Source organism: Thermosphaera sp. (genome assembly GCA_038827615.1).
Taxonomy (GTDB): Archaea; Thermoproteota; Thermoprotei_A; order Sulfolobales; family Desulfurococcaceae; genus Thermosphaera.
Genome location: JAWBNK010000001.1, coordinates 424,972 through 450,915 on the forward strand (window position 1 = coordinate 424,972; position 25,944 = coordinate 450,915).

General features: G+C 41.5%; 27 protein-coding genes. 13 read left to right on the plus strand and 14 right to left on the minus strand.

Annotated elements, in window-relative coordinates; genetic code table 11:
• Positions 1-3: 3 nt before the first annotated feature.
• From QXH45_02495 to QXH45_02510, 4 genes are read left to right on the plus strand one after another with little or no spacing between them, the layout of a single operon-like run.
• The gene (locus QXH45_02495) at positions 4-1,122 is read left to right on the plus strand and encodes an ABC transporter ATP-binding protein (GenBank protein ID MEM2078109.1); all 1,119 of its coding nucleotides are present in this window, start codon (positions 4-6) and stop codon (positions 1,120-1,122) included.
• A 58-nt stretch (positions 1,123-1,180) separates the two neighbouring features.
• Complete coding sequence (locus tag QXH45_02500; protein ID MEM2078110.1) at positions 1,181-2,242, plus strand: hydroxymethylglutaryl-CoA synthase; 1,062 nt, start codon at positions 1,181-1,183, stop codon at positions 2,240-2,242.
• 7 nt (positions 2,243-2,249) lie between these two features.
• Positions 2,250-2,669, plus strand: coding sequence for a Zn-ribbon domain-containing OB-fold protein (locus QXH45_02505; protein MEM2078111.1), 420 nt, complete (start codon positions 2,250-2,252; stop codon positions 2,667-2,669).
• Positions 2,659-3,483: a hypothetical protein gene (locus QXH45_02510; protein MEM2078112.1), complete on the plus strand. Its 825-nt coding sequence runs from the start codon at positions 2,659-2,661 to the stop codon at positions 3,481-3,483. Before QXH45_02505 ends, QXH45_02510 begins: the two co-directional genes overlap by 11 nt.
• Here QXH45_02510 and QXH45_02515 read toward each other — a convergent pair.
• Positions 3,426-5,021, minus strand: coding sequence for a radical SAM protein (locus QXH45_02515; protein ID MEM2078113.1), 1,596 nt, complete (start codon positions 5,019-5,021; stop codon positions 3,426-3,428). The genes QXH45_02510 and QXH45_02515 overlap by 58 nt on opposite strands.
• Before the next feature lie 60 nt (positions 5,022-5,081).
• On the opposite strand from QXH45_02515, the gene QXH45_02520 reads away from it, so the two are divergent.
• Positions 5,082-6,302, plus strand: coding sequence for a PLP-dependent aminotransferase family protein (locus QXH45_02520; GenBank protein MEM2078114.1), 1,221 nt, complete (start codon positions 5,082-5,084; stop codon positions 6,300-6,302).
• Here the strand turns inward: QXH45_02520 and QXH45_02525 are convergent.
• The gene (locus tag QXH45_02525; protein MEM2078115.1) at positions 6,276-7,175 is read right to left on the minus strand and encodes a hypothetical protein; all 900 of its coding nucleotides are present in this window, start codon (positions 7,173-7,175) and stop codon (positions 6,276-6,278) included. The genes QXH45_02520 and QXH45_02525 overlap by 27 nt on opposite strands.
• A gap of 84 nt (positions 7,176-7,259) precedes the next feature.
• Between QXH45_02525 and QXH45_02530 the strand changes: the two genes are divergently transcribed.
• The 4 genes from QXH45_02530 to QXH45_02545 are packed head-to-tail and all read left to right on the plus strand — an operon-like array spanning position 7,260 to position 9,055.
• Entirely contained in the window at positions 7,260-7,637 is a 378-nt protein-coding gene (locus QXH45_02530) for a helix-turn-helix transcriptional regulator (protein ID MEM2078116.1), read from the plus strand.
• A 4-nt stretch (positions 7,638-7,641) separates the two neighbouring features.
• Entirely contained in the window at positions 7,642-8,040 is a 399-nt protein-coding gene (locus tag QXH45_02535; GenBank protein ID MEM2078117.1) for a hypothetical protein, read from the plus strand.
• Positions 8,030-8,296, plus strand: a complete 267-nt coding sequence (locus tag QXH45_02540; protein ID MEM2078118.1) for a hypothetical protein — start codon at positions 8,030-8,032, stop codon at positions 8,294-8,296. The genes QXH45_02535 and QXH45_02540 overlap by 11 nt, the downstream gene beginning before the upstream one ends.
• Positions 8,297-9,055 carry a DUF2192 domain-containing protein gene (locus QXH45_02545; protein MEM2078119.1) on the plus strand — a complete coding sequence of 253 codons (759 nt, stop codon included), beginning with the start codon at positions 8,297-8,299 and terminating at the stop codon, positions 9,053-9,055.
• Here QXH45_02545 and QXH45_02550 read toward each other — a convergent pair.
• The gene (locus tag QXH45_02550) at positions 9,021-11,693 is read right to left on the minus strand and encodes an ATP-dependent helicase (protein MEM2078120.1); all 2,673 of its coding nucleotides are present in this window, start codon (positions 11,691-11,693) and stop codon (positions 9,021-9,023) included. The two genes, QXH45_02545 and QXH45_02550, sit on opposite strands and share 35 nt — an antisense overlap.
• A 51-nt stretch (positions 11,694-11,744) precedes the next feature.
• On the minus strand, positions 11,745-13,160 hold the full coding sequence (locus QXH45_02555; GenBank protein MEM2078121.1) for a glycosyltransferase family 2 protein: 1,416 nt from the start codon (positions 13,158-13,160) through the stop codon (positions 11,745-11,747).
• A gap of 62 nt (positions 13,161-13,222) precedes the next feature.
• Here QXH45_02555 and QXH45_02560 point away from each other — a divergent pair, with 62 nt between their 5' ends.
• A complete protein-coding gene (locus tag QXH45_02560) occupies positions 13,223-13,864 on the plus strand; it encodes an MBL fold metallo-hydrolase (GenBank protein MEM2078122.1) in 642 nt (213 codons plus the stop codon).
• Positions 13,865-14,113: 249 nt separating this feature from the next.
• Positions 14,114-15,001, plus strand: a complete 888-nt coding sequence (locus QXH45_02565) for a PfkB family carbohydrate kinase (GenBank protein ID MEM2078123.1) — start codon at positions 14,114-14,116, stop codon at positions 14,999-15,001.
• Between the two features lie 209 nt (positions 15,002-15,210).
• On the opposite strand, the gene QXH45_02570 is transcribed toward QXH45_02565, so the two are convergent.
• The 6 genes from QXH45_02570 to QXH45_02595 all read right to left on the minus strand — a co-directional run bounded on the left by QXH45_02570 (position 15,211) and on the right by QXH45_02595 (position 19,782).
• A complete protein-coding gene (locus QXH45_02570) occupies positions 15,211-15,609 on the minus strand; it encodes a thioredoxin family protein (GenBank protein ID MEM2078124.1) in 399 nt (132 codons plus the stop codon).
• Positions 15,610-15,655: 46 nt separating this feature from the next.
• Entirely contained in the window at positions 15,656-17,038 is a 1,383-nt protein-coding gene (gene serS / locus QXH45_02575) for a serine--tRNA ligase (protein ID MEM2078125.1), read from the minus strand.
• A gap of 67 nt (positions 17,039-17,105) precedes the next feature.
• A complete protein-coding gene (locus tag QXH45_02580) occupies positions 17,106-17,468 on the minus strand; it encodes a metal-sulfur cluster assembly factor (GenBank protein MEM2078126.1) in 363 nt (120 codons plus the stop codon).
• A 28-nt stretch (positions 17,469-17,496) separates the two neighbouring features.
• The gene (locus QXH45_02585; protein ID MEM2078127.1) at positions 17,497-17,817 is read right to left on the minus strand and encodes a hypothetical protein; all 321 of its coding nucleotides are present in this window, start codon (positions 17,815-17,817) and stop codon (positions 17,497-17,499) included.
• 19 nt (positions 17,818-17,836) lie between these two features.
• A complete protein-coding gene (locus QXH45_02590) occupies positions 17,837-18,838 on the minus strand; it encodes a ribose 1,5-bisphosphate isomerase (protein ID MEM2078128.1) in 1,002 nt (333 codons plus the stop codon).
• The gene (locus QXH45_02595; protein ID MEM2078129.1) at positions 18,835-19,782 is read right to left on the minus strand and encodes an initiation factor 2B; all 948 of its coding nucleotides are present in this window, start codon (positions 19,780-19,782) and stop codon (positions 18,835-18,837) included. Before QXH45_02595 ends, QXH45_02590 begins: the two co-directional genes overlap by 4 nt.
• Before the next feature lie 115 nt (positions 19,783-19,897).
• On the opposite strand from QXH45_02595, the gene QXH45_02600 reads away from it, so the two are divergent.
• On the plus strand, positions 19,898-21,589 hold the full coding sequence (locus QXH45_02600) for a hypothetical protein (GenBank protein ID MEM2078130.1): 1,692 nt from the start codon (positions 19,898-19,900) through the stop codon (positions 21,587-21,589).
• 466 nt (positions 21,590-22,055) lie between these two features.
• Here the strand turns inward: QXH45_02600 and rpiA are convergent, their stop codons facing one another.
• The 3 genes from rpiA to QXH45_02615 form a co-directional block, all read right to left on the minus strand.
• Entirely contained in the window at positions 22,056-22,775 is a 720-nt protein-coding gene (rpiA, locus tag QXH45_02605) for a ribose 5-phosphate isomerase A (GenBank protein ID MEM2078131.1), read from the minus strand.
• Positions 22,772-23,308: a macro domain-containing protein gene (locus QXH45_02610; protein ID MEM2078132.1), complete on the minus strand. Its 537-nt coding sequence runs from the start codon at positions 23,306-23,308 to the stop codon at positions 22,772-22,774. Before QXH45_02610 ends, rpiA begins: the two co-directional genes overlap by 4 nt.
• 62 nt (positions 23,309-23,370) lie before the next feature.
• Complete coding sequence (locus QXH45_02615; GenBank protein ID MEM2078133.1) at positions 23,371-24,405, minus strand: transglutaminase-like domain-containing protein; 1,035 nt, start codon at positions 24,403-24,405, stop codon at positions 23,371-23,373.
• Between the two features lie 86 nt (positions 24,406-24,491).
• Here QXH45_02615 and QXH45_02620 point away from each other — a divergent pair, with 86 nt between their 5' ends.
• Positions 24,492-25,340, plus strand: a complete 849-nt coding sequence (locus tag QXH45_02620; protein ID MEM2078134.1) for a M55 family metallopeptidase — start codon at positions 24,492-24,494, stop codon at positions 25,338-25,340.
• An 11-nt stretch (positions 25,341-25,351) separates the two neighbouring features.
• Here QXH45_02620 and QXH45_02625 read toward each other — a convergent pair whose 3' ends face one another.
• Positions 25,352-25,903 (minus strand): HD domain-containing protein, encoded by a 552-nt coding sequence (locus tag QXH45_02625; GenBank protein MEM2078135.1) that lies wholly within the window; start codon positions 25,901-25,903, stop codon positions 25,352-25,354.
• Positions 25,904-25,944 lie beyond the last annotated feature (41 nt).

Sequence of the window (25,944 nt, forward strand, 5' to 3'; positions counted from 1 at the left end):
TGAATGAGTGGGGAGTCCATTTATCAACCAGAGGTAACCAATGATACTATATTGTTTGCCAGGAATCTCAAGATGTACTTCCCTGTTAGAAGAACATTCATAGACGTGTTGAAAGGGGCCCCTAAAGCCGTTTTAAAGGCGGTCGACGGGATCTCGTTTGACATAAAATCTGGTGAGATATTTGCTTTAGCTGGCGAGTCGGGATGTGGTAAAACAACGACCGGAAAGATGATCATTAGACTACACACCCCTACAGATGGGGTAATAGGCTACAAGCTTTCTAAAGAAATCATGGAGGAGTTGGGAAGCATTGCTAACGCGACAAGGATAACAAAATACGGTCACGTCAATATCGGAGCAATACCTTTAAGGAGTTACAAACCGATTAGGAAGGAAATTCAAATGATTTGGCAAGACCCCTACGGTAGCTTAAACCCGAGGAGAACAATATACGAGATTCTCGAAGAACCTCTAGCCATACACGATATTGGAATGAGCAAAGAAGACAGGTATGATGTGATCGCTAGAGCACTAGAAGCTGTTAAGCTTACCCCTCCAGACGAGTTCATGTATAGATATCCTCACATGTTATCCGGCGGTCAGAGACAGAGAATTGTGATAGCAAGAGCCCTTATCCTGAACCCAAAGTTCTTAGTTGCCGACGAACCTGTGTCAATGCTAGACGTTTCCATCAGAGCTGAAATATTACAGTTAATGATGGAGTTGAAGAATAAGCTAGGGTTAACGTACTTATTTATAACTCACGATTTAGCGGTTGCGAGATATATATCGAATAGGATTGCAGTGATGTATTTAGGAAAGATCGTAGAACTCGGTGATGCCCGCAGGGTCATCGAAAACCCGTTACATCCATACACCCAAGCGCTCGTCGAGGCTATACCGGAGGCGGATCCATCTCGGAGATTAAGAATACGCGAGATTCCCATCAAAGGAGAAGTTCCTTCTCCAATAAATGTTCCTCCTGGGTGTAGATTCCATCCAAGATGTGTAGCTCTTGACAAAAACCCGCATCTTAAGGAGTTATGCACGAAGCAAGAACCACCTCTTATTGAAGTAGAGAATAAGCACTATGTTGCGTGTTGGCTGTATGCAAAGCAGTAGGAAAAGATAAGGATTTTATTCCAAAACAATCGTTAACCTATCATAAGGTGTAATCTTTATGCTTCCAGAGGAAAAAACCGGTATCATCGGATGGGGATCCTACATACCTCGATGGCGACTTCCTCTCTCCGAGATAGTAAGGGTTTGGGGTTTTAATCCCAAAGAGCCGGAGGAGTTAAACGTTAGTGAGAAGAGCGTTGCAGGAGGAGATGAGGATTCCATTACGATGGGATGGGAGGCTGCTCGGAACGCATTAAAGAGGGCTGGCATCAATCCTCGTGAAATAGGGGCAGTATGGTTTGGAACGGAGAGCAAGCCCTACGCTGTCAAGCCCTCTGCTACAATAATCGCAGAGGCGCTCGGAATTACTCCGGACACCATGGCTACTGATTGGGAATTTGCATGCAGGGCTGCTAGCGAAGCCCTACGAGTGAGCATCGGTGTTGTTGCTTCCGGGATGATCAAATATGCATTGATCATAGGTTCTGACACAGCTCAAGCCAATCCAGGAGATGTTCTCGAATTTACAGCCTCCTCTGCTGCAACGGCCTTAATTGTGGGGCCTAAAGATGGTGCGGCCGCAGTTTTCGAGGCAAGCTATACTTACGTAACGGATACTCCCGATTTCTGGAGAAGAGCACACGCGCATTACCCACTTCACGGCGAGGCGTTTACGGGTGAACCCGCGTATTTCCACCACATAGTTAACTCGGTCAAGGGGTTGTTCGCGAAAACAGGTTTGAAACCTGAAGACTTCGATTATGCAGTATTTCACCAGCCCAATGGTACTTTTCCATTAAGAGTCGGACGTATGCTGGGATTCCCCAAGGAGAAGATAGTTCCAGGGCTAGTTACACCATATATTGGGAATAGTTACAATTCATCCGCTCTGATTGGATTGTCGAAGGTTTTGGACAACGCTAAACCCGGTCAAAGAATCCTATTGGCACCTTTTGGGAGCGGAGCTGGTAGTGATGCCTTCAGCATTCTCGTGACGGAAGAAGTATTGACGCGTCGTGAAAAAGCACCAACTGTTGAGGACTATCTAAAGAGAAAACATATTGTTGATTATGCTTTTTATGCGAAGAACAGAAGGTTAATTGACAGGATAAAAGGGTGAAGAACTTATGAAGATAACTATCCCCCCGACATGGAGAACGCGTCTTGACAGGTATAGATTAAGGGCCACGCTTTGCAAAGACTGTGGAAGAACAGGATACCCTCCATCTGAGTTATGTAGATTCTGTGGTTCCAAGAACATTGAGTTAGTAGAACTGATAAACGAGAATGCGCGTTTGATAACGTGGACAATTATATACAGTGCCATGGATGGATTTGAAGAGGCTAGGCCAACCATTTTAGGCATACTCGAGACTGAGAAGCACAAGGCTCGGATTCTCGCCCCCCTCACCGATATCCTACCGGAGGAACTTAAGAGTGGTCTAGAGATGGAACCTGTTCTGAGAAGAATTAGTGAAGATGGTGAGAGTGGCTTGATAAACTATGGCATTGCCTATAGACCGGTGTTGAAGAAAATTGATGTATGACATACCATCAATTATGAAAGAGATCATAAAGTCGCCGAAGCCATTTGAGAAAATCGATGAGCTGGACATTAATGAAAATCTGAAGGCTTTTCTCCGAAGAAAGATCCTAGAGGATGTTTATGGAATTTCACTCCCCTCTATATCCTCCACTATTACGGATTTTGCGGAAAATAAAGAGTATTTCTTACTGAAACCTTTAGGTTCGGTCGAAAAGCCCGTTGGGTACTTAGGAAGAGTAAAGATAAAGACAAGTGATGGAATCATTGAACCCCACTTACTCGTAACATGGATATTGGGAAAATACATGGGTGAGATTCACAGTGCCGTGAAAGCTCTTGAAGCGCAAGAAATCATTGCAACATCTCGCGAAGAGCCTATTGGATCACCTGAAGTGGCGTTTTTGAAAGAAGTATTTCCAGGGCTGAAGAAGACCAGGGTGGATTTGGAGTTATTTATAGACTCAAAAGGTTTAAACAAAGATATTGCAACGTCCATGCCACGTGTAAACTATCTTCTGAAAATTTACAATGAAATTTTTTTATCCGAGATATATTCGTTACTTGAAATTCCAGCCATCTTGGCATCATCTAGCCGTATAGAACACACAGACATTTTTCCCGGTCGGGACTCTTTCCTTCAAATTCAGCTAACCATCATCATCTATTTCATTCAGCCTCACCGAAATCTTTTCACGGATGAAATACTTAACTTGCTTCAAGTAAAGAAACCAAGGGACTTGCCATTAATAATCAGCGCTTACTCTTTATTAGCCTTTCTCTCTCTACTAATAAAGGAGAGAATAATTCTTGCTTGAGTCCTGGTAACGGTTTCCGCCTGCCCGGGAAGCCTTATGAAGCCCCAGGGGAGTTCTTCATCTATCCCATATCCAACGAAGACCCTTTTTAAACTAGTCTTATAATTCTTATAATTCTTCAATATTTTTTTGAAACTGGACAAGCCACCCCCACTCTCGGCCCATGAAACGATTAAATCTCCCAACGGCTGCTCGGATAGTGCGAGAAAAACCTGGACGGTAGCCCAATCAATGTCATAAAGCCTACCCTCTATTGATCCTCTTAGATTTTCCATATAGATTTTGAGAATACTCCTCAACTTCTCAGAAGATAGAATTCCAAGGTGTTGAAACGGAGTATGGGGTTTAGCTATCAGTGGATTCAAAGATATAACTATCTTTCTACGCCTTTTCTTAGCTTCTTTGAATATGGATTTGATACATTCGATATTTTCTCTAACTAGGTCAAGCGAATCCCACGGAGCCCCGTATATAAGGTAGATTTTCAAATTGAATCCTCTATCCAAGATTGAAGTGATTTTTTCCTGGAACCATTCGCATGGTTTGATATATTTGAAGAACAACTTCTGACTGAGAAAAGCAAAGGATTCTGGGGCTATCGTTAGAGTGTTCTGCCCAAGATTTTTCAATATATCGAGTAAGTCCTGATTCACCTGGTTGAGTCTGATCGATGGTAGTGTAGCAATCAATTGATTTTCCTCAAGGAATTCAAGAAATCTCACATGATCCCTTATAATTGGAAAAGATAATGAGTACATTACTACACGTTTTTCATAAGGATTTATTTCAAGATGCTTCTCGATCAAGTCCTTTAAGGTTGATAAACTTCTTTCCCTATACGGCGACATCACTCTCGACTCCATGCAGAAGGAACAAAAGAATTGACAACCCCTATTTACTTCAAGCTTGAAACCTTTTCCAAAAACGGGTTCAACATCAGTGTTGACGATTTGCCTTACAGGGTAAAAAGCCCTATTCAAGTCCTCCGGAAAAGCCTTGAAAACCTCTTTATCGCTGATGCCTGGAACATAAACGAAATCAAACTTGCTCAATTCCTCTAAAAAGACTTTTTTATTATCTTTGAATTCAAGCCATTTTTCAACGATTTTAAAAATAGTGGTTTCTACCTCGCCTATTATGAAAGCATCTATAATATCTGAGTATGGTATGGGGTTTTCCATTACAACTGGCCCGCCGGCTATTACTGGTATTGAACGGGTTTGTCTAAAAGGGCTTAAACCACCCGCTTTCAGAAGTCTTACCAAGTTAACAATATCTGGTTCATAGTGAATTGATGTAACAACTAGATCGAAATCCTTTAATGGAGATCTCGTTTCCAAAGAACGCGGGGGCTCCTCAGCTCCTCTCAATCGTTTACTGCAGAATCTTTCCACGTAGATCTCTTGTTTAGCGTTCAAATAAAAATATATTAAGTCAACAACTAAACTTGAATGCATGATTTCATATAAACTTGGGTAAACATAGGCTATTCTTGAGGCAACTTTTAAAGGATTTTTATATATTATATTGAGTTCCATTTTCAACTACCTAAAAGTTTATATTCTATTTACTGATATATATCCACCGGGGAAGCGGCTTTGCTTGATTATACGAAATATTATAGTGAACTAGCTAAAAAAATTAAAGCATCAGAGATAAGAGAATTGCTTGCCTTAATTCGCGAGAGAAAAGACATAGTTAGCTTTGCCGGAGGCATTCCAGACCCAGCAACATTTCCGAAAGAGAAACTGGCTGAAATATCGAAATATGTTATTGAAACATACGGGGATAGCGCGCTTCAGTATAGTGAAACAAAAGGTATCATTGAAGTCAGGGAAACCTTGAGCGACTTCGTATGGAGATACAGGTATATCAGTGCAGATGCCGAGGACATCATCATAACCACTGGAAGCCAATCCGCTCTAGATATCATTGCAAGGGCACTGATCGACCCTGGTGACACAATCATAACGGAGAACCCTACTTATCTTGCCGCCCTTGGAGCTTTTAAAAACTCTGGTGCAAAAATCGTGGGCATCCCCATAGATGAGAAGGGAATTAAAACCGATTCATTAGAAAAGAAACTCAAAGAACTAGCCGAGAGAAGAGAGAGAGTGAAATTCATTTATGTTATACCAGTGGGCCAGAACCCTGCTGGCACTACCATGGATAAAGATAGAAAGAAACACTTGCTCGAAATAGCCTCTAAATATGATTTATTGATTGTAGAAGACGATCCGTATAGCTATATAATATTCGAGCCGAACGTGGAGGTTTCCTCTCTGAAAAGTATGGATAGTGAGGGTAGAGTAATATACATGAGCACGGTCAGCAAGATATTGGCTCCGGGATTAAGGATTGGATGGATAATAGCAAATCACGAACTAATTCGCAAATTTGAATTAATCAAACAGTATGTGGATTTACACTCTCCCACTTTAAACCAATATATAGTCGCTGAGGCCGTTAAAAGAGGAATTATAATAGAAACTGTGAACAAAGCGGTCCCACGCTACCGGAGGAAAAGGGACGTCATGGTAAAGGCGATCGATGATGAAATGGGCGAACTTGTCCAATACTATAAGCCGGTGGGAGGCTTGTTCGTGTTCACATATGTTAAAACCGACAAATTTTACTCTGACGTACTGCTTGAAAAAGCCTTAATGCAGTACAAAGTAGCATATGTTCCCGGGGGAAGTTTTCACCCTGATGGTACGGGTAGAAATAGTATGAGACTGAACTTCAGCTATCCGAGTGAAGAACAGATAGAAGAGGGTATTTCAAGACTGGCCTCATTCATTAAGGAGAGTTTGAAGTAGTTTAGAGTATTTGACGATAACGCCCAGTCCGCGAGGCGGGAAAAGCCCTCTAGTTTTTTCAACATCATCCACTTCAACAGTTCTAACGTAGTTTCTGATTAACTGCACTGCTTTGCCAACATCAACCGGATGCATTGTTTGAAACTTATTTACTCTTTCTATTATCACTCTATCCTTTAGCGGAAGCTTTAGCAGAGATGTAAAGGAGAACGGGGAAATTACTATGTGCTCTGGGTTAGTCTTATCTACAATGTTTGAGGTTAGAATAGGATTGTATGTTGTAATAACTAGTGTATTCATCCTGCTGGGTACTTCGCTTATTGATTTTAATACTTTGAAATTAAATCTATGAATGTCTCTTGAATCGCCTTCACATATAAAGTCTGGTTCGAAGCCTTTCTCCCTAGAGTATAATCCCACAAATAACGAAAGTAGCTCACATCCAAGAATAAGAGGTGTTTCGCGTATTTTTTCAGCGATCTCTAATGCGTGGTGGATCAAAGGAGTCATTACGTAATATGGTCCCGGCCTCTCCACCACACTATGAATATAGTTAGAGGGGATAACTGCGTAATTAGATAACAATCCGTCCCGTTCTAAACCCAGAAACTTCTCAGCATTGAATGGAGATATTACAACTAATTTACCGATAATGCTTGAGTCTCCGTTATAAGCTTCTATGACCTTGGCAATTCCCATAGAACCCGGTATTATGGGAGTGCTTAAGGGAATGGAACCACTTGTTAATAATTTCTCGATAAAACCCAGATAGACTTCGAGAGGCTTAACCAGAATAAACCCTGGGTTCAAAACTATTGCAGGGCGCTCAATCAAATTCAAAGTACCATCGAAAACTATTGCTCTCTGTTTCAATCGTGGCTCACCATGCTTCTTAATGCTGATTTAACATATAAATAGTCCAGAAGAGCAATATAGTTTTTGTTCGAGGGTTGCTGATTGACTAGGTATATCGATGTTGATGATTTCAATATGGAGAATGATGCGCCAGGGATTCCTGTACACTGGCTCAGCAAAGATGCAAGATTCAGGATAATTGAAACTCTAATATCTACAAGGAGTTTAACAGATCTCGCCAAAGAATTAGGTGTAACATCTACTGCGATAAGGAAATATATGAAGAGAGAGACCCATCCTAGTGATGAAGTGATTTTAAAAGCACTGAGTATACTGGCCCCGTACGAGGAAGAGAAAGTATATAGTATAATCATTAGCGATCTGGTTTCCGCTTTACGCTTGCTTTACAAGATGCTCGATGAAAAATATAGGGAAAAAGTAAGGAAACTGATCGAAGAAGTAATATTAGAACAACGGTGATTTCTTGGCAACCGAGTTATTTATGGCGTCTGGGAGAGTGGTAAGTTCTTACCAACTTCTTCTGGAGTACTATAAGCTGTGCAAAGAGTACACTGGTCAACAATGTGACCCTATACCATCAACTGATGATTTAAAGGAGTTGGAAGCACTTCTCAAATCCGGCGATGAGTTAACCCTCTCGGATATTATGGATTACTTTGAGAAAAAATATGTTGGAAAGATATCCGAAATACCTGCTAGAGATGCTTGTCGAATCTATTTCAAAATCGAGGTCTCCCAGGAGTATTGTAAAAGAGAGATAGCACGATTAGTCTCTGGGTGGTTAATTGAGATAGCGGAGAATCTAGGCATGCTTCGGTTAAAACCCTTATGGAAGAATATTGGGGATTTTGTTGAAAAGTGAAGTTTTATCACGAATCGTGTCGAGAATCAATCAGATGCTTAATGATTATTACGGAAGAGTAAGTTCGACGATTGTGAAAATAGGGGATAAGAACGTCGTAATTGTTATTAAAATGGAAAAAAATATTTCGAATATTAGGAATGTTAAAATCAAGATTAGTTTGGATGGATCTAAAGTGAGAGTTTACTCTGGGGTAACGAGCTTGGATTTGAAGCTTAAGAGGTTTTTGAAGAGAGAGCTGGGAAAGGTGGGTTAAGTGAGGGAGAGAACTCCTTATAAGAAAAGAATTCAAGTGGCCGTAAACATTTTAAGCGAAGTAATCAAACGAGGGAGGGAGATAACTAGGAGTGAGGCGATAGAATTGTTGAGGAAAACGTATGAAAAACAAGGGCTTCAACCGATAAGGGGCAAGGCGTTTCCACCAGATATTTATGATAAAGAGCTAGCCACGATATATGTCGTTGGAAAGTATGGTCTAAACCTTCATGAAGAATATTCGGATCTTTTCGAGAGGATATTTTATCTTGAAGAGGCTTACGAGAGAGCTATAGACTATATCTTAAAGAATGATTATGAAGTAGCCCGGAAGATTTTAAAAGAGAACTCAATAACGGGAGTGATTGATAGTAATACTATAGCTCGCATGTTAAGAGTCCCCCTTACGAAATTCATTCTGGGATTCTTGAACGAGGAGGAATTTGCAAAAATACTCCACAAGACGAGGGAAGCTGTTCCCGAGGAGGAATCAACAGTTTACAAATATGTCAAATTCTTTATTGCGTTCAAATTAGCAGAGATGATCTTTAAAGGAGAGGTGAAATCGAAGGAATACAAGGAAGCTCTGAAGAAAGCGTTAGCGATCAGGATAGGATTTCCTAAGGCCACTCCTGGCGATGAGTATGTTAAATTTATTGCCGAATCCGTATTTGAGTTGAAAGAAGAAGAGCTTGAGAATCTATTGAGAAAGGCTGAAAAACCCTCTAAGACTCCTGGCGAAGAGAAGCAGTATCCTTAAAATTATTACTTACACTAGACCTTAATTTCTCGACGACTTTCTCGTGAAGCCTCATCAGCATTTTTCTAAAGTCTTCCATTAAAACCACATCACTGTAACCATGGACTACTATATTGTGTGCAAAGGGTGAGGGGACGTCGAAAGGCCCTATTAAGTTCACCTCTATCTCGTTGGACTTGATCTTCTTTAGTATGTCGACAGCCTCATCTAGATGCATGTAATCCATCAATATTTCCCTATATGTTTCCTTCAGGACAGGGAAATTCTCGATCTCCTCGACTGCCTTAAGCAATTCTTCAGCATTTACCTGTAGCTTTGTGAGGCTCTTCTCGGAATCCCTATACCTTCTTAGGAGCATGAAACTTCTTAAAGCAACGTGTCTAAACCTTCTTTTGATTAATTCTGTTTTCCTGACGATCGAGATTAGGATATCGAACAAGCTGGTCTGATCTGCAGGTATGTTTATCAACACTTCTCTCCAGTCCAGATATGGGTGACCGGGAAGTGTTAGCATGAACCCTGTATCTGTTACTGTAAGCTTGATGTTTACTCTCAGCGCTTTTCCAATGTAGTAGGCGTAGATTCTCGATAATGCGTCGTTAGCTTTCCTGCCGAACATTGAGTGTACAATAACGTTTCTCCTGTCTGACTCATCGTAGATCTCAATAAGGATGTTCTTGTCTGAAGGAACTGGTGCTTTAGTGTAGAGCTTTTGCATCTTAATGTAGTCGTATATGGTTTCAGCGGCCTTCCTTGTTAAATGATAGTGTTTCATAATGTATTCTACAACTTTCTCCTTGCCAAGTGCATCTATTAGTTCGGAGACCTGTCGCCTGAACTTGCCAACTTCAATGGCTGAGTCATATGCCAAAGGAAGCATTTCGCTAAACCAGCTTGGAACAGTCGGCCTTTGCCCATCTGCCGGGCGAACTTTCACTTTGAATCCTTTACTTTCAAGGTATTCGTATACTCTTCCTCCGAGAACGAATAGGTCGCCGGGTACCAAATACTCTACAAAAGCCTCCTCCAAGTCCCCCACATATTTTCCGTCAGTTGTGAAAACGTGTGCTTTGGACTCATCCGGAATCACCCCCAAGTTTTGATAGTATATCATCCGCGAAGTCTTCTTGCGTCCGAACACACCTTCTTTCTCATCAAACCATATCTTTGAGTAAACTCTTTGATACTCGTAGAAATCTCCCAATTCTCCGGCCAGATATTTCACAACACTTATAAAATCGTTGTAATCCAAGGTATGGAAGCTATACGAACGCTTGACAAGCTTGAAAGCATCCTCAATTCTCCACTTGTTTTCCAGTGAGAGGCCAACAATGTGTTGTGCTAACACATCGAGCGGGTTTTTAGGAATCCTTATTCTATCTATTTTTCTCTCTAAGGCCAACTTAGCCAACACCGTACACTCGACCAGGTCATCCCTGTCAACGACGATCAATCTTCCCTTGCTGACTTCTCGAATATGGTGACCAGCCCTCCCCACTCTCTGTAGAAGTCTCGTAACACTTTTAGGGCTGCTCAGTAGCACTACGACATCAATATAACCGATATCAATTCCTAGTTCTAACGAGGTTGAGCTTACAACAGCCTTCAATCTACCATTTTTCAATTTATTCTCAATGTCTAGCCTTACGTCTCTGCTTAGACTACTGTGATGTGCCTCGACATCATCTATGTCAATTACCTTGTTGTTCTCCATGGTCTTCTTTAGTTTGAACACAACTCTTTCTGTAGCGCTTCTCGTGTTTGTGAATACAAGTGTTGTTTTATGTTTTCTTATTGTCCTAATCAATTCTTTGTAAATTGCCTCGTTCAATTCTTCCGCGCTTGCATGAATCAAATCCTTTACAGGCACCACTACCCTTATATCGATCTTCTTGTCGAATCTTGCATCTATTATGGTACACTCTCTAGGATTTTCATCGTCTTTGTACCCTACGAGAAATAATGCAACTTCTTCTAACGGGGATATAGTTGCGCTGAGCCCTATTCTCTGAATTTTTTCTCCAACGAGATTTTCAAGCCGCTCAACGCTCAATGATAGATGACTGCCTCTCTTGCTTGATGCAAGCTCGTGTATTTCATCAATTACTATTGTCCTTACGTTTTTCAATTTTTCCCTGAATCTGGGAGCGTTTAAAGCTATCGCTAGGCTTTCGGGAGTGGTAATCAGAATATGCGGAGGATTCTTCAGCATCTTCTGCTTCTCTGAAGGATGAGTATCGCTAGTCCTCACGCCTATTTTTATCTCGGGAAGCTTAATTCCGTAGTTTTCGGCCTTATCTATTATACCCTGGACCGGATCAATTAAATTTTTCTTCATATCGTTATTCAAAGCTCTCAGCGGACTCACGTAAATGACCAGGACCCCTTCTGGCAATCTCCCTTCGGATAAATAGATTCTGTATAGGTTGTCAATGATGCCGAGAAAAACAGCTAGGGTTTTACCTGTGCCGGTGGGGCTGGAGACTAATATGTTGCCCCCCTTTTTTACGAGTGGAATGGTCTTACGTTGAACCGGTGTGAAGTCTCCATAACTCTCTTTAAACCAATCGGCGATGAAAGGGAGTAGCATTTGAAATACTTCTTTGCTTGTGAAATCTTCGCTTAAAACTCTAATCAAGCCTCTACCCACGGGGATAGATGGTGAAAACACTTTTTAATTCTCAACACCCTACTTTCTAAAGACGTCGTTGGGCCATCTAAAGGTTACATATAGAAAGCCTAGAGATTGCATCAACACCCATATACCTGTAAGAGTCAATTCCTTCGCGAAAAGAATGATACTCAACGCTAGGAATAGTAGTCCAGTTAAGAATTCAGTAGGAACTCTGCGAGTAAAGGCTAAATATTCAAAGCGGCCCTTCGGTGTTCTCTTATACGTTATCTTTACGCGGGCAAACGCTTGAATCATGCTCCAGGAGAGGTGAGGAGTTAAAGCAGTCACGATAGCAGCGTTCCGGCCAAGATTTACGATCGTTTTCCACGAGTTTCTAACAATATCTCTGATTTCATGATAGAGAATGGCCGCGTATACGGATTCTGCAGTCAACCACAGAATCAAAATGTAGTAGTGTCTCCCTAAGTACTCAGTACCTGATAAAATTGATATTAGCGCTAACATCCCTGTTCCCAAAAAAGCCAGCATTGCTGGGAGGTATTGGAGAAGAAACATTGAAGCCTCGATCTTACCGATAACCCTCTGTGGTGATTTGACTATTTCCTTAAATCTTGAAATGAATACATCGGTTGCCCCGTAGGCCCAACGAGCCTGTTGGATTCTAAGACCCTTGTAAGTATTGGGTACCTCAACATAAGCTTTACATCCGTCTAAATACATGATCCTGAATCTTCTGCTCATCAGCCTGCACCCTATCTCCATATCGTCTTGTATTCTCGCAGGATCCCAGCCCTTCACTTCTTTCTTTAGAATCTCCGAGTTGAAAACAGTCCCCGTCCCAAGTGGAAAAACGCTCAACCCCAGCACGCTTCTCCCCTTAAACAAGATTTCAACCATCGTCTTCATTGCTAGGCCAACGGCCTGAGCAAGTCTCTCTGTGATATCTATAGGTTCCCATCGCCCCACGACACCTGCTACTCTGGGGTCTTTCAACATTATACCAATTCCCTTCCCTATGAGGCATTTCTCAGGACGACAATCAACGTCTAGGGGGAACACGAAGTCTCCTTTAGAAGCATATAAGCCAACATTTAATGCGCCGGACTTGTATCCAATGGGCTTAGCCCTCCATACGAACCACACGTTATATCCCATGTTCCTCCAATTTGAGACCTTCTCGAGTAATTTGTTTTTAGTCTCCTCCTCATCATCAGATACAATTATGATTTCATAATTAGGAAGACCCAGCTTGCTCACATAGTCGAGGAGACCTTCAACATACTCTAGTGGTTCGTTCCTCACAGGAGTAATGAAGCTAACAGTTCTGTTGTAAACCTCTCCTATGTATTCTTGGGCTGACTTGTACTTTCTCGATAAAGCGTAGAAAAATGCGTGTGATAAGAAAAATAAGGTCTGGGGAACAAATACGATGAAAACACCTATGAAACCAATCACGTCATAGATGTTCATAATCATCTCCAAGTTAAAAACGATATATAAGATTGAAAATATAACTCTAGATTGTGAGATGAATGAAGATTACTTGGCATGGTCATGCGTGCGTCTCTGTAGAAACACCCAATAAGTATACTCTAGTATTCGACCCTCATGACGGTGGAAGCATTGGCTTGAAAAAACCCAACGTGAAAGCCAACTTAGTCCTAGTTACACATAACCATTTTGATCACAATGCGGTTGAAGTAGTCAGCGAAAAAGATACCAGAGTATTCAAAGAATTTATCGGTCAGGCAGTAATAGATGATTTAATTATCTACGGGTTCGAATCATTTCATGATAAAGTAGCCGGTAAAAGAAGGGGGATTAACACAGTCTACATGGTTGAATTGCGGAACAAACGCATTGTTCACATGGGCGATATAGGGGATAAGCCGCCCGCGGAGCTTTTATCGAAGCTTCATGGTGCCGACATTTTAATGATCCCGGTAGGCGGGTTTTATACTATTGAGCCTAGCGAAGCATGGGAAATAATAGAAGCCGTTGAGCCTAGAAACGTGCTCCCTATCCATTATTGGATTAAAGGATTAAATCTGCCGATTAGACCAGTTGAAGATTTTCTAAAATACGTTAAAAAATACGATGTAAAGAAACTGGAGACAAATTCCTTCAATCTTGAGGATTTCGATAATTCGGTGATCTTGCCGAAATTACAATGAATCATGTTAAACGGGGTTGAAGAATAATGGCGTATACATGGGAGCCCAGATGGGAGCCCATGAGATTTGAAAGTAATGGAATAATTATAACGACATGTAGGGACAAAGTCACAGGTCTCATAGCTTGCCCGATTTGTTTAAATGCAGACGCGACATGTAACTCGAAAAATACACACCACTCCGATACTAGAGGAGAGTTATCGTTTTTCTTCTCGATTGATGATCTCATCGAGCATATACGGGTGTTTCATGGAAGAGGCCTGGCGGCGAAAATTGAGGAGATACGAAAACGAATGGGTGAGAAGACGACTGACTGAGAGATTCTGCTTGTATGGGAACCCTACTCTTGATTTAATCAACGATCAGCTGAAAAAGCGTTGGCAATATGGAGGAGGGGTTTTTTACTCCAGTCTACCATTATTGATGCGTGGATTTGAGGTTGAAATCTATTCTATAGTATCGCATCCAATTATAGACCATCCAGTTTACAAATATGTTAAACCACTCCAGTACTCAAGCGATTATAACATATTCTATCTTATGTATGATTCGAGAGGGTCTAGGTATTTTAAGGTTATTAGAACAGCTCCTCAATTGTATGATCACTGTATTCATGAAGAAGATTGTATTGCCATAGTTAACCCCGTTCTTCAAGAAATATCTGTAAATTTGGTTAAAAGACTTGCAGTTAAATCATCGATTCTGGCGGGAGATATTCAGGGTTTCATACGAATGAAGCAAGGAGATTCCATAGTATTGAAACCCGGACCGTTATTAATTGAAGTATTAAAGGAAATTGAGATTCTTCACATGGATGTTGATGAGGCAAGAGCGTTGATCAACAATTTCTCATTTAATGAAATAATAGAGAAATTGACAAAATTTTCGCGTGGAAAAGCACTAGTAATAACTAATGGTCCGGGAGACGTCACCATAATCTCTGATGGAAAGGTGTTAAAAATACCACATAAAGGAAAAGTTGTTAAAGATGCAACCGGCGCGGGAGACTTTTTCCTCGGAACTCTTGTAGCGTATTTTACAAAGTTGAACAATGTAACAGAGTCGGCATACAAAAGTATTGAGGAAACAGAGGTATGGCTTGAAAAAAGGCTTCATCGCCACCCACTGCCCGGTTGAAAATACTGTCTAAAGTTGTGCTAAAGTTTTGATATTATTTATTGTATACTCACTCAGTGAGATGGCTAAAAATCCTGTATACCAAATATCAATTCAAATACATGCTGGTATGTTGCGTATTTTTCGCATCCCACGGCAGTGGGTGGCTCTGCAATATAAAATTTGTTTTTCATCCCTTATAAATCTTCAAAAGCAAAACTAGTGAATCCTCATGAGGATGCAAAGGCTACCTCTCTAAAACCCCCATCAAAATACCTTGCTGTTTCGATCTCGATTTCCTCGCTCTTAATCGCAGGCATTCCAATCCTTTCGCGAATAGCTGATATTATCTCCGCTCTGTCGGGAGCTTTTCCGATGAACCGTATTTTTCCATTTATTATGATTTTTGGAAGATCCATGACCTCAGCCTCTAGGGGATCGGTGAACCATACGTGATGGGGAATGACATCAACCCATATATGCTCGTCTAATAATTCCTCCGCTACTGATAGAAGTGTTTTAAGGGCCTTATCGCTTTCTTCGCTAAAGTCGAGATAGATTTCCACGATGACTTTTGCTACCTCCGGGAACTCTTGCTCCATGAAAGCACCCGTAGAATAATCACCCATGATCAATTTTTTAAACCACAGGGTGAATAGGAGACAAAAACCGGTTTTAGCTGGCTTTTTCTTTTTTAACAGGATGTATATAGTCTTTCGGGGCCGCCCTAAATATTTCCAAATACTTTCTCAAGGCCTTGGGTATGTAGACGGTTCCATCTTCAAGCTGATGGTTTTCAAGAATAGCCGTAATCGCTCTCGTACTTGCTATGGCTGTACTGTTCAATGTGTGAACATACTCTTTAACCATTCCTTTTCTCCTAATCAGCCTCGTCTTAAGCCTATATGACTGCCAATCCGTCGTATTGCTACAGCTGACCATCTCTCTAAACAGGCCCTGGGCCGGCATCCAGGTCTCGAGGTCGTATTTTTTCGCAGCAGGAGCTCCCAGGTCTCCGCTTGCTATATTAACTACCCTAAATGGAAGCTCCAACCCTTTAAACAATTCTTCAGCGTTTCCTATTAACTCCTCCATCAATTCCCAGCTCTCTTCGGGCTTGGCATACACGTATTGCTCCACCTTATGGAATTGGTGAACTCGGAATATTCCCTTTAAATCCCTGCTACCAGCTCCTGCCTCCTTTCTGAAGCATGGACTTACTCCTGCGTACTTTAAGGGGAGCGACTCCTCCTCTAAGTCTTCATTGTAATGGAGTGCGGCTAGCGAGTGTTCGGCCGTTGCAATCAAGTACAAGTCCTCATTCTCAATCTTATAGATAGCATCTCTAAATGTTGAGAGGTCGATAACCCCCGACATAACATCGTGGCGTAGCATATATGGGGGAAGGACGAGTGTGAATCCTTTACTCGTTAAATAGTCTATGGCGTACATCAGAAGAGCCATGTCTAGAAACACTAGGTCGTTGAAAAGATAATAGAACCGGCTTCCAGCAACCTCCCCAGCCTTCACAGTATCTCCAAGCTTTAACACATTCTCCAACATGTCAGCATGTCCAACGGGCTTCCAGTCGATTATCTCGAAATCCACTTTGAAACCATATTTTTCGGTTTGCTCCTTGAACTGGTCGATAAAGCCCCTCCAAACTTTGGGTCTACCCCAGAACCTAATTGGTTCGTTGAATGTGTCGTCAGGACCTATCGGCACGGTTTCATGGACGATGTTTGGTAACCGCCATAAAACCTCTTCCCTGCGAGTTTCAAGCTCTTTTAGCTTGGCTTCTAAGATCTCTAATTGAGATAGAAGATTCTTCGCCTCTTTCAACAACTCCTCTTTCCTCTCGGGAGGGGCTTTAGATATCTCCCTACTTATTACATTGTGTTGGTGTCTTACTTCTTGTACCTCAGTTAGAAGCTTTCTCCACTCCATGTCTAGCCTATAGGCTTCGTCAACGATGGATGGTTCCATGTATCGCTTTTTCACGTGATTTTTTAACTCATCCGGGTTTTCACGGAGCAGTGTCAGTATACTCCACGACAATCATACCACCTATCTTTCACTATTTCATAGAATGCTTCCTCAAATATAAAAAAGAGTGCCTCTTACTCTACTCTTGTCTAGGATTAATAGACGCTTCATATTGTTCTACGATATCGTAACCAAACCTCTCCTTGAACATTTCCCGCCCCTTTGGAGTCATTCTCAAAGGCGTCCAAGGTGGGTCGTAGACTATGTTGATGTCGGCATCGAGATTTAAAGCCTCTTTCAACTGATCTATAACCATTAGCGGCAGAGTCGAGGCTAAAGGACAAAACATCGTTGTTAAACTCATGTCTATTTTTACCCTTTTCTCATCAACTATTTCGATATTATATATCAAACCCAGATTGTATACATCTATCCCGATCTCGGGGTCTACAATACTCTCTAGTACTCTCACTATTTTCTCTCTTAGATCAGTGTTCGACAAGGTTCACCCCATTAACAAAGTTATTGGATTAATCTTTTTTAAATAGTCTTCTCCAAAATCTCCTCTTCTCCTTTCCGGCTTCATTGAGACCCATTGCTTTTCTAATATACGTCCTTGACAATTCTTCATAAGGTGAGTCAACTACTTGTTTGGCGATCCTATGTAAGATGATTAGTTCTTCGTGTGTGGCATAGTCTAATGGAATCCCCTTGTTTCCGTTTTTCTCCCATTCCTTGTATAATCTTTCCATTATATTTTCCACTTCTTGATTAGAGTAAAAAGCTTCTTTTACTACGGGGATAGTGGAGTCGTCGATCAAATTTATTATCTCACTTTTTAACTTGTTCATTTCCTCTTGCATAAACCCCCTACTCCGAGATATCTTCAAATCTAATCTTTGTCAATCCCCCTTGTTTAATCTTATCTAAGGCCCACCCCATCCTCTCCATTAATACCAGGATAGCCGCTTGAGGTGGAATTACACCTATCTCTGTTATGATCGCATCAATATACTCTGGGGGCGTCACATCGAATGATGGATTTAACACCCTAATCTTTGAATGTAATCTATACCATGACTCGGGGACGACCTCCGTTGCCTCTCTAAACTCGATTGGAACGGGTTCACCGATTAACGTGGTCGGGGAAAACTTGTACGTCTCGGCTACGACATAAACTCTAACTCTAGCCTCCTTTGCGGCTAGGGCTACTTGGCTTGTCCCTATTTTATTCACGACTGCACCATTGCTTGCTACAGTGTCGGCTCCAATAATTACGTGGTCTATTTCGTGCATGATGTATCTTACGGCGCTGTCGGGGATTTGAACGACGGGAACACCGTTTTCCAACAATTGTCTCGCGGTTATTCTTCCCTGATAGAAGGGGCGTGTCTCAGTACTATATACTTTCACTACCCTCCCCATTTTATATGCCTCTGTGATCGCGCTAACTGCCACGGAACTGTGGCAGTGTGTTAAAACTACTGAACCTTCTTTGATCCTTTTTGCCGCTGCCTCGCTTATTAGTTTAACAGCGTTTATGCTCTCCTCGATGAACCTTTCAGCTGTTGATACTACCGCTTTGACAGCTTCATCTAGCGTGTTCGGATTAGACTTGTAAAGCCCGTTGAGGACATACATCACAGCGTTGGGGAGGCTGACAGCAGTCGGGCGGGTCGCTAGGAGAATGTCAGCTATTCTTCCTATATATTTTTTAAACAACGTGATGTTTTCCTCACCATTATATTCTAAGGCAGCTATTTTAAGCGCTTCTGCGGCAGATCTGGCGATTTTCCCTGCCCCCCTTATTTGCATTGTTTTGATTCCATTGGCTATTTCAAGCACCCTTGGCGGAACCGAGTCTCCGGTCAAAGATTGTACACCTCCTTCAATCTTTTTACTAGTTTAGATAAAGGCGTGATGCTCGGCGGGTATGACCCGTATACTTCTCTCAATAAGATAGGTATGGCTTGAGGTGAAAATATGCCATACTCGGTTGCCACAGCATCCACATACTCGGGAGGGGTTACGTCGTATATAGGAGCTCTTGCAACGTAGTTCTCGGGAAGGGTTCTGCGAACTTCTTCGCTCATCAGTAGCTCCCAGCCACCTTCTGGCAACTTGATCATTTCGCCGTAAATGGATTCAAAGCTAAATTTGATTAACGGGGCGATCACGTAAACCCTCACCCTTGCCTCCTTAGCCACTAGTGCCATTAAGCTGGAACCAGCCTTACTCACAGTTGCCCCATTGGCTGCAACTGCCTCAGCTCCAAGGAAGACTTTGTCAATATTTTTCATGAAATACCTAATTGCCGAATCAACGATTATATTGACCGAAAAGCCTAGGGTTTCGAGAAACTCAGCTAGTAAAATTCCTTCAAGCCCAGGCCTTGATTCTGGAACATACACTTCTACATCAATATTTTCTTCTTTAAGTCTTGTGAAAAATCTTCTAATAGCCAAACTGTTGCTATTCGTCATCAACTTATCTCCTTTAGAAACTCTTTTACACGCTACCTCTGAGGCAGCCCACAGAGCTTTATCGTAACTTGTTTTCAATTCGTTTATTGTTGAGGCGATCCCGTTTAGCCCATTTGCGAGAAACGACTCAATGATGTTTCTCAATACATTTAATATGCCAGCTGAAGCTGGCCTATCAGTAGTTATCCTCTCATAAGTTTCCAAGATTTTTTTAGCGAATAATTTTTCTTCTTGAGAGAGAGCGGTTTTATATAGGTCGTCAAGCGTGGAGAACAATATCTCGGAGCCGGTGGGTCGAGGCTTAAACCCATGTGTAATAAGCTCGTTAATCAAGTATCCTACTCACCACAATTTATGTTGAAAACAACATCATACTACTTAAAAATATCATCGAGAATTATATACTTTTAAACTCAGCCCGAAATAACTTTTTTAACAAGGTGAGATTATGTCTAGGGATTCATGGAAAACCGCCATCATTTTGATCACATTGTACGTTTTGTCTGCTCCTATTATAACGGATTCCACACCAAGCAGTGAGATTCTTGTTATTATATCGCCTGGAATTAGTTGGGAAGAAGCATCTTATCTCGCGAACAAATTAAACATAAGTGATTATGGGCTGTCAAAACTCCATCCATTACCCCCATATGATTACGATTTATTCTTATATCAGTTATTCACGCACAACAAACAATATTATGATGTGATTCCAATAAACGAGGTATTTGCTTCAATGAAGGGGGAAGTCATATCGTGGTATAATAGTGTTAATCAGAGTCAGCTGCTTGATTTATGGGGCAATGTAAGCCTTTTAAACGTCTTAATAGTAGACCCCGTTAAACATCCATATGCCTTTAATCCGGCCTATGATTCTTTAAATAGAACGATACCTCCCTGCATATTCACCGTGGAGATAAACGGGACACTCGAATGGGAGATTTTGAACACGACTCTTACTTTCACACTTCAGGATGATTTACTGAGAATATTCCTTAACTCGTATAATGTGACACTGAACATCAATGTGACTACTAAGGTCTCTTCCGAGGCAAGAGTTGCTGTCAATGATAACAGTGTTTTGAAGAATGGAACTTACTATATTAAGTTTTACCTCGTAGACATAAATCAGACGAGTGCAACAGTCTTCTTCCCTGGTACAATATCCTCTCTTGGCTGGCAATCTCCAGGGTTGGGAGAGTTCACCGGCACTCTCCCATTTTGGTTCTTGTACCGTGAGGAAATAATGTCTCAACTAACCCCTGACGACGCAGTGAAATGGTGGATCAACGAGTCTGTGCTGGCTTTCGAAAAAACAGTTACCACAGCCCTATCAAGGTCTAGCGCGAAGGTCCATATCTTATACTATCCTTACTACCGTTTCATTAACAATATCGACAGTCGCGTCAACAAGAGTGAAGCCGCCAAATTGATCAGCGATTCGTTGAGCCGTATTATATCGCAATACTTATCAGGAAAACCCGGTTCAACTGTAGTGTTGGTGAACCCCTTCCAGCTGATAGGGGAACCTATGGATAACTTCCCGGGCAACAGGATAACAAGAGGATTTTTAAATGTAACAGGAAGGATCAACGATCTCTACACATTTCTCTCTCAAGAGCCGTACCTCAATTTCACGTTAATTAATCTTAATCATGAAACATATTTAGAGATCGCCACTCCGTGGGTAGAAGGGGTCGGCGATGGACTCATATTTTTCACTCCTCGAAGCACTGTCAACCTGGCAAACGGTGCTGGTTTAGACACATCTGATATTATAGAATATATTTTCATGTTATCGCAGGGCTTCAACCCCAGCATCGGCACATTGACCAACTTGATAAGCATCAAGGAGAAAACCATTGACGAGATGAATGCAACAATAACCGAGTTACAACTTCGAATCAATGAGTTAAATGCAACATTGACGAATCTTCAGTCTCGGCTAGGCGAGTGTCAATCCATTAATGCCGGTTTATCAACAAGGATCCTTTCAATAGAAGACGAGCTTAAAAAGGCTGAAGAACTCAGAAACGAAGCTTACACCTTTATAACGGTAGGGTACATTGGATTGGTAATAATATCCGTTGGCCTAGCTCTCCTATCATCTAGGATCATTTCTTCAAGGCAAAAATCCTAGTATTAAAGAAAAAATCTTTTCCCCAATCATTTCATACACTCTGAGCAAAATGATCATTATTGAGACCATGACGAAGATAAGGTTTGCGAGAAAACTATTGCTTTTACATAGGCCAGCCGAGAAAACCCTTTTGCTAAATGGATAAAAAAGTGCCACGCCCTTTAATGTGAGAATATCAAGAAACAAATGGGACATATATCCTATAAGGAAAGCCCATAAGAGCGTGATCCTGCTCACAGGCAGGGTGAATCTAATGTAGTTTAGTGAGAGCCACATCAATGTTGCGAGAACTAGTGCCGACAAAAAATTATGCAGAAGCTTTCTATGGGATTTTTTTAAATCGAAATCGGGTATGTAAGACCCTATGACGCTCGGTAATATGGTGTAAAAACATAGGGAAGGATTATGACATAAGATAAGCCCTATCGATGCACCGACAAATAAATGTGTTACCCTCTTCACGGACTCAACCCGGTTCAGTCTTCTTAACAATCAACGACTCTTTATCGTATCCTATAACCACATAATCAACGAGATACGAGGGAAATATCCCCGTGTCAACTACCCCATGAATGAGCTTAAGTTTTTCATGGATTTTCGCGGGGTTTTCCAAGGGCTTTGAGAACTTCAAGTCAATTATGAAATTCCCATTGTCTGTAACAACAGGTCCATCTTTCGAATTATCGAACCTTAAGAGGACTTCAGCTTCTTCTAGTAATCTCAGAGATTTCACGACGTCTGGCAGAGCGAGTTGAATTACTTCAATTGGAACAGGTTTCAAGTAGAGATAGGGTTTGCCTGTGTACTTGGAGTGATCAACCACGTAAATCCTTTCCGAAGCCCGAAGGGCTAGTGTTTTCTCTCTTAGAAACGCTCCTCCTCTACCCTTGATAAGGTCTAATTTACTGCTTACTTCATCGGCGCCGTCCACATAAACGTCTATGGATTCCGCGTAACTAATATCTAAAATGCTTTTAACCCCTTTACTTCTCAAGTAAATCCCCGTGTCGAAGGATGATGTAACGAGACTCTTAGTGCTGAGGAAATCTAAACACGCTTCTATGAAGTATTTTATCGTAGATCCCGTTCCGATACCTATTATCCTAGCATCGCTAAAGGCGGTTCTCACAAGGTTGCAGGCATCCACTGCTGCCCTCTTTTTACTAGACTCCGGGGCCGAGCTCATTTCGTCACCTTCATGCTTTGTTTTCTTTCAAGAAATTTCTCCACAATCTCTACTACTTTACCGTATTCTATAGGAGTCTTGACATAAATTGTGATCTCCAAGTATTCCCCGGCGAACTTTTCTATGCCATTCAGCATTGCCAGAACAGAATCTTCTATCGACAACCCACCGGTCCCTGCCCCCATTAAAGGAAAAGACACACTCTTTAACCCGTATTTAACTGCAACATTTAAGGCGGCTTGAACAGCTTTTACAACGTATAGGGTGTTTGATCTGTCTCCAGGATTTACAACCGTTGGGGCATGTATAACTTTTGCGGCCTTCAATCTATACCCGCTTGTTACGATTGCCTCACCGATAGAGATTGGAGCTTTAGAGGTTGCCTCTTCCTCGATTTCAGGGCCGGCTTTTTTCTTGATCGCTAAAGCGACTCCCCCTCCCATGATACCCAACGTGTTAGCGGGGTTAACGATAGCGTCTCCAACGAAATCTGTTATATCACCTATCGTTATACAAATGATTGATCTATCCATCTGAAAACACTTCATTAGCGACGCCACGGTAAAATTATCTGTGAGCTGATATAAATTTACGCTCATCTAGTTACGCTTTTAATATAGTTAACGAGTTGAACTAGTGAAGAGCTTCCATAGTAGATATTAAATCCCACTACCCTGTACTCCGTGGGATGAGCACCGTTCGAAGTCCAATAATAAACCCACTGGCTGAGAAGGAAGTACAAGTCACTACCGTCTATGAATTCCTGATTGGGAGGGACTGTTAAATCCACATAGGCGTAACCACTGCTTATGAGCCAATCCTTTATCTCCGGTCTAATGGTCAGGGGAGGAATTTTCGCCTCGTACGTGTAATTTATTTTCGATATTTTCAAGCTTAGATATGATTTCAAGCCGTTATACCAGTTTCCAGCAGTATCAATTAAATACCATTTCCCAGATATATAGGTTAAGACAGCGACATGTCCTACGCTGTCTCCAACCCACTGCACCAAATACGTCCTAGTGTGACCTGTCTTAACCAATATAGAAAATACTAAAAGCGACAAGTCCTCGCAATCCCCTCCAAGGTCAACCAAGGTCTCATTAGGCATTTTCCAATACTCTTTGACAACGACCGGGTCTGGTTGATAATACGTGATCAGGGATACATAGATGGGGATCGCCATGGGAACGCCATACCTATTTACGTATTCATCCAAGGGGAGATCCTCGGGAACACTGCTGACGGCTCTTTGTAGGAAGAGATTTCTATCTTGTTGTGTGAGTTTTTCGAGATAATCTATCCCTTGTGGTGAAGACAACGAATTCCTATACCATGAGAGCATATTAGATAGATAAATAATCTTCTCTAAGAGAATAGGGATACTGCTTATGTTGCCCTTAAGCCATGATTCGTACAGGGACAAAGTCTCGTTAAAGGAGCGCTCTACGGATGTCAAATTTTGAAGAAGAGCGTCTCTCTCAGCTTTCAAGTTTTCATATTTTGAATTCAAATCTTTGTAATTCTCCTCAAGTCGATGGTATGATTCGTTTAGTAAAAAGTAATTAAAGGACATGAGAATAAAGCCTATTGAAAACGTTACTATCAATACTTTTTCAACCCATTTCACCCCATTTCACCTTTCTTCATACTAATGTTTCAAAAATTAAATATTGAGATGCACATAAATTACGAATATAATCGGGTTTGATGATTATGAAGGCATTTATCTCTATTGATGTTGAGGGATTACCCGGTGTATCCTCTACAACCATGCTCAACCCTTGGAACTCGCAATATGAAAGAACAGTAAGGATAATTACGAAAATCGTGAACGTTCTAATCGAACAGCTTTCGAGAAACGGGTTCAACGATATCGTAGTCGCGGATAGTCACGGCTTAATGACTAACATAGACTACTTGGATGTTCATGGCCAGGCTAAAATCCTTCAAGGATATCCTAGACCCTATAGCATGGTCACTCCCCTGGACTCAACTTATGATGCATCGCTTTTCATAGGTTATCACTCAGCGGCTGGGACAACTCACGGGATACTTGACCACACGATGAGTGGGAGAACTTTTTCAGAGATAAGGATTAACGGGGCAAGAGCAAGCGAGTTCCTCATTAATGGTATATATTCAGCCGAAAACAATGTCCCCGTGATCTTGGTAGCAGGAGACGAGTATCTCAAAAGTGAAGTAGAAAACTACTCCCCCGGAACAGTTTTCATCGGGTTCAAAAAAGGGGTATCGAGGTACTCTGCTATCATGCCAACGCTAGAGGTAATTCTCCACGACCTTAGAGAAAAAGTTAATGAGGCAACAAATAGGTTGAAGGAAAGACGCGTAGGTTTAATAAGGTTTGAAAAACCCTATAAAGTGGAGGTAGTCTTCCGCGACTCTTTAATTGCAGATATTACTGAGCAATATGAAAAGTTTCAAAGAATTGACGCTTACACAATAGGTTTCACGGCCAATAGTGCGAAAGAGTTGCTTGGATTAATAGAGCTATTAGCAATTATTGGCTACGGAGTAGATTCTTTGAAAAGCAATATCAAATGATTTTTAACGAATTAATTCTCCATTATTTCCCTGACGCATTCGTTCAGCCTATTTCTCAACGCAGGATCGTTCACGGACGAAATTAAGTGTTTTACCTGATTCATCATGTTTTCAACAATCTCCTTGACCTCGAAGTAACCCTGGGACTCAAGCCTCCTACCTTCGATAATTGTCGCCAAGGAATCTGATATCTTCACAACAATGGACTCCAACGTTTTCTTCTCTTCGAATTCCCTGTAAACACCAATGTATCTACTCATGCCAAGCATTTCCAAGCTTTTTTCATCGAGCCTTCTAAAGTAGGAGGGGTCCTCCTCTTTTACATACCTAACGATATCTCCGGTGACTGTTTCTGGAAGGTCGTGCAGTAATCCCATTATTAATACCTTAGCAATGTCAAGGTTGTAACCAGACTCGAGAAGTTTTTCAGTGATCTTTAAAGATACAAGCATGACTAATACGATGTGGTCTGAAATAGTTTCTGCAATGGAAGGTGGGACTCCTCTCAACACCCACCCTGTCCTAGGTATGTGTCTTATATTGGAAATACTGGATATCTTCAAAAAACCACCCAACATGTTATTGACTATTATTTGAACATAAA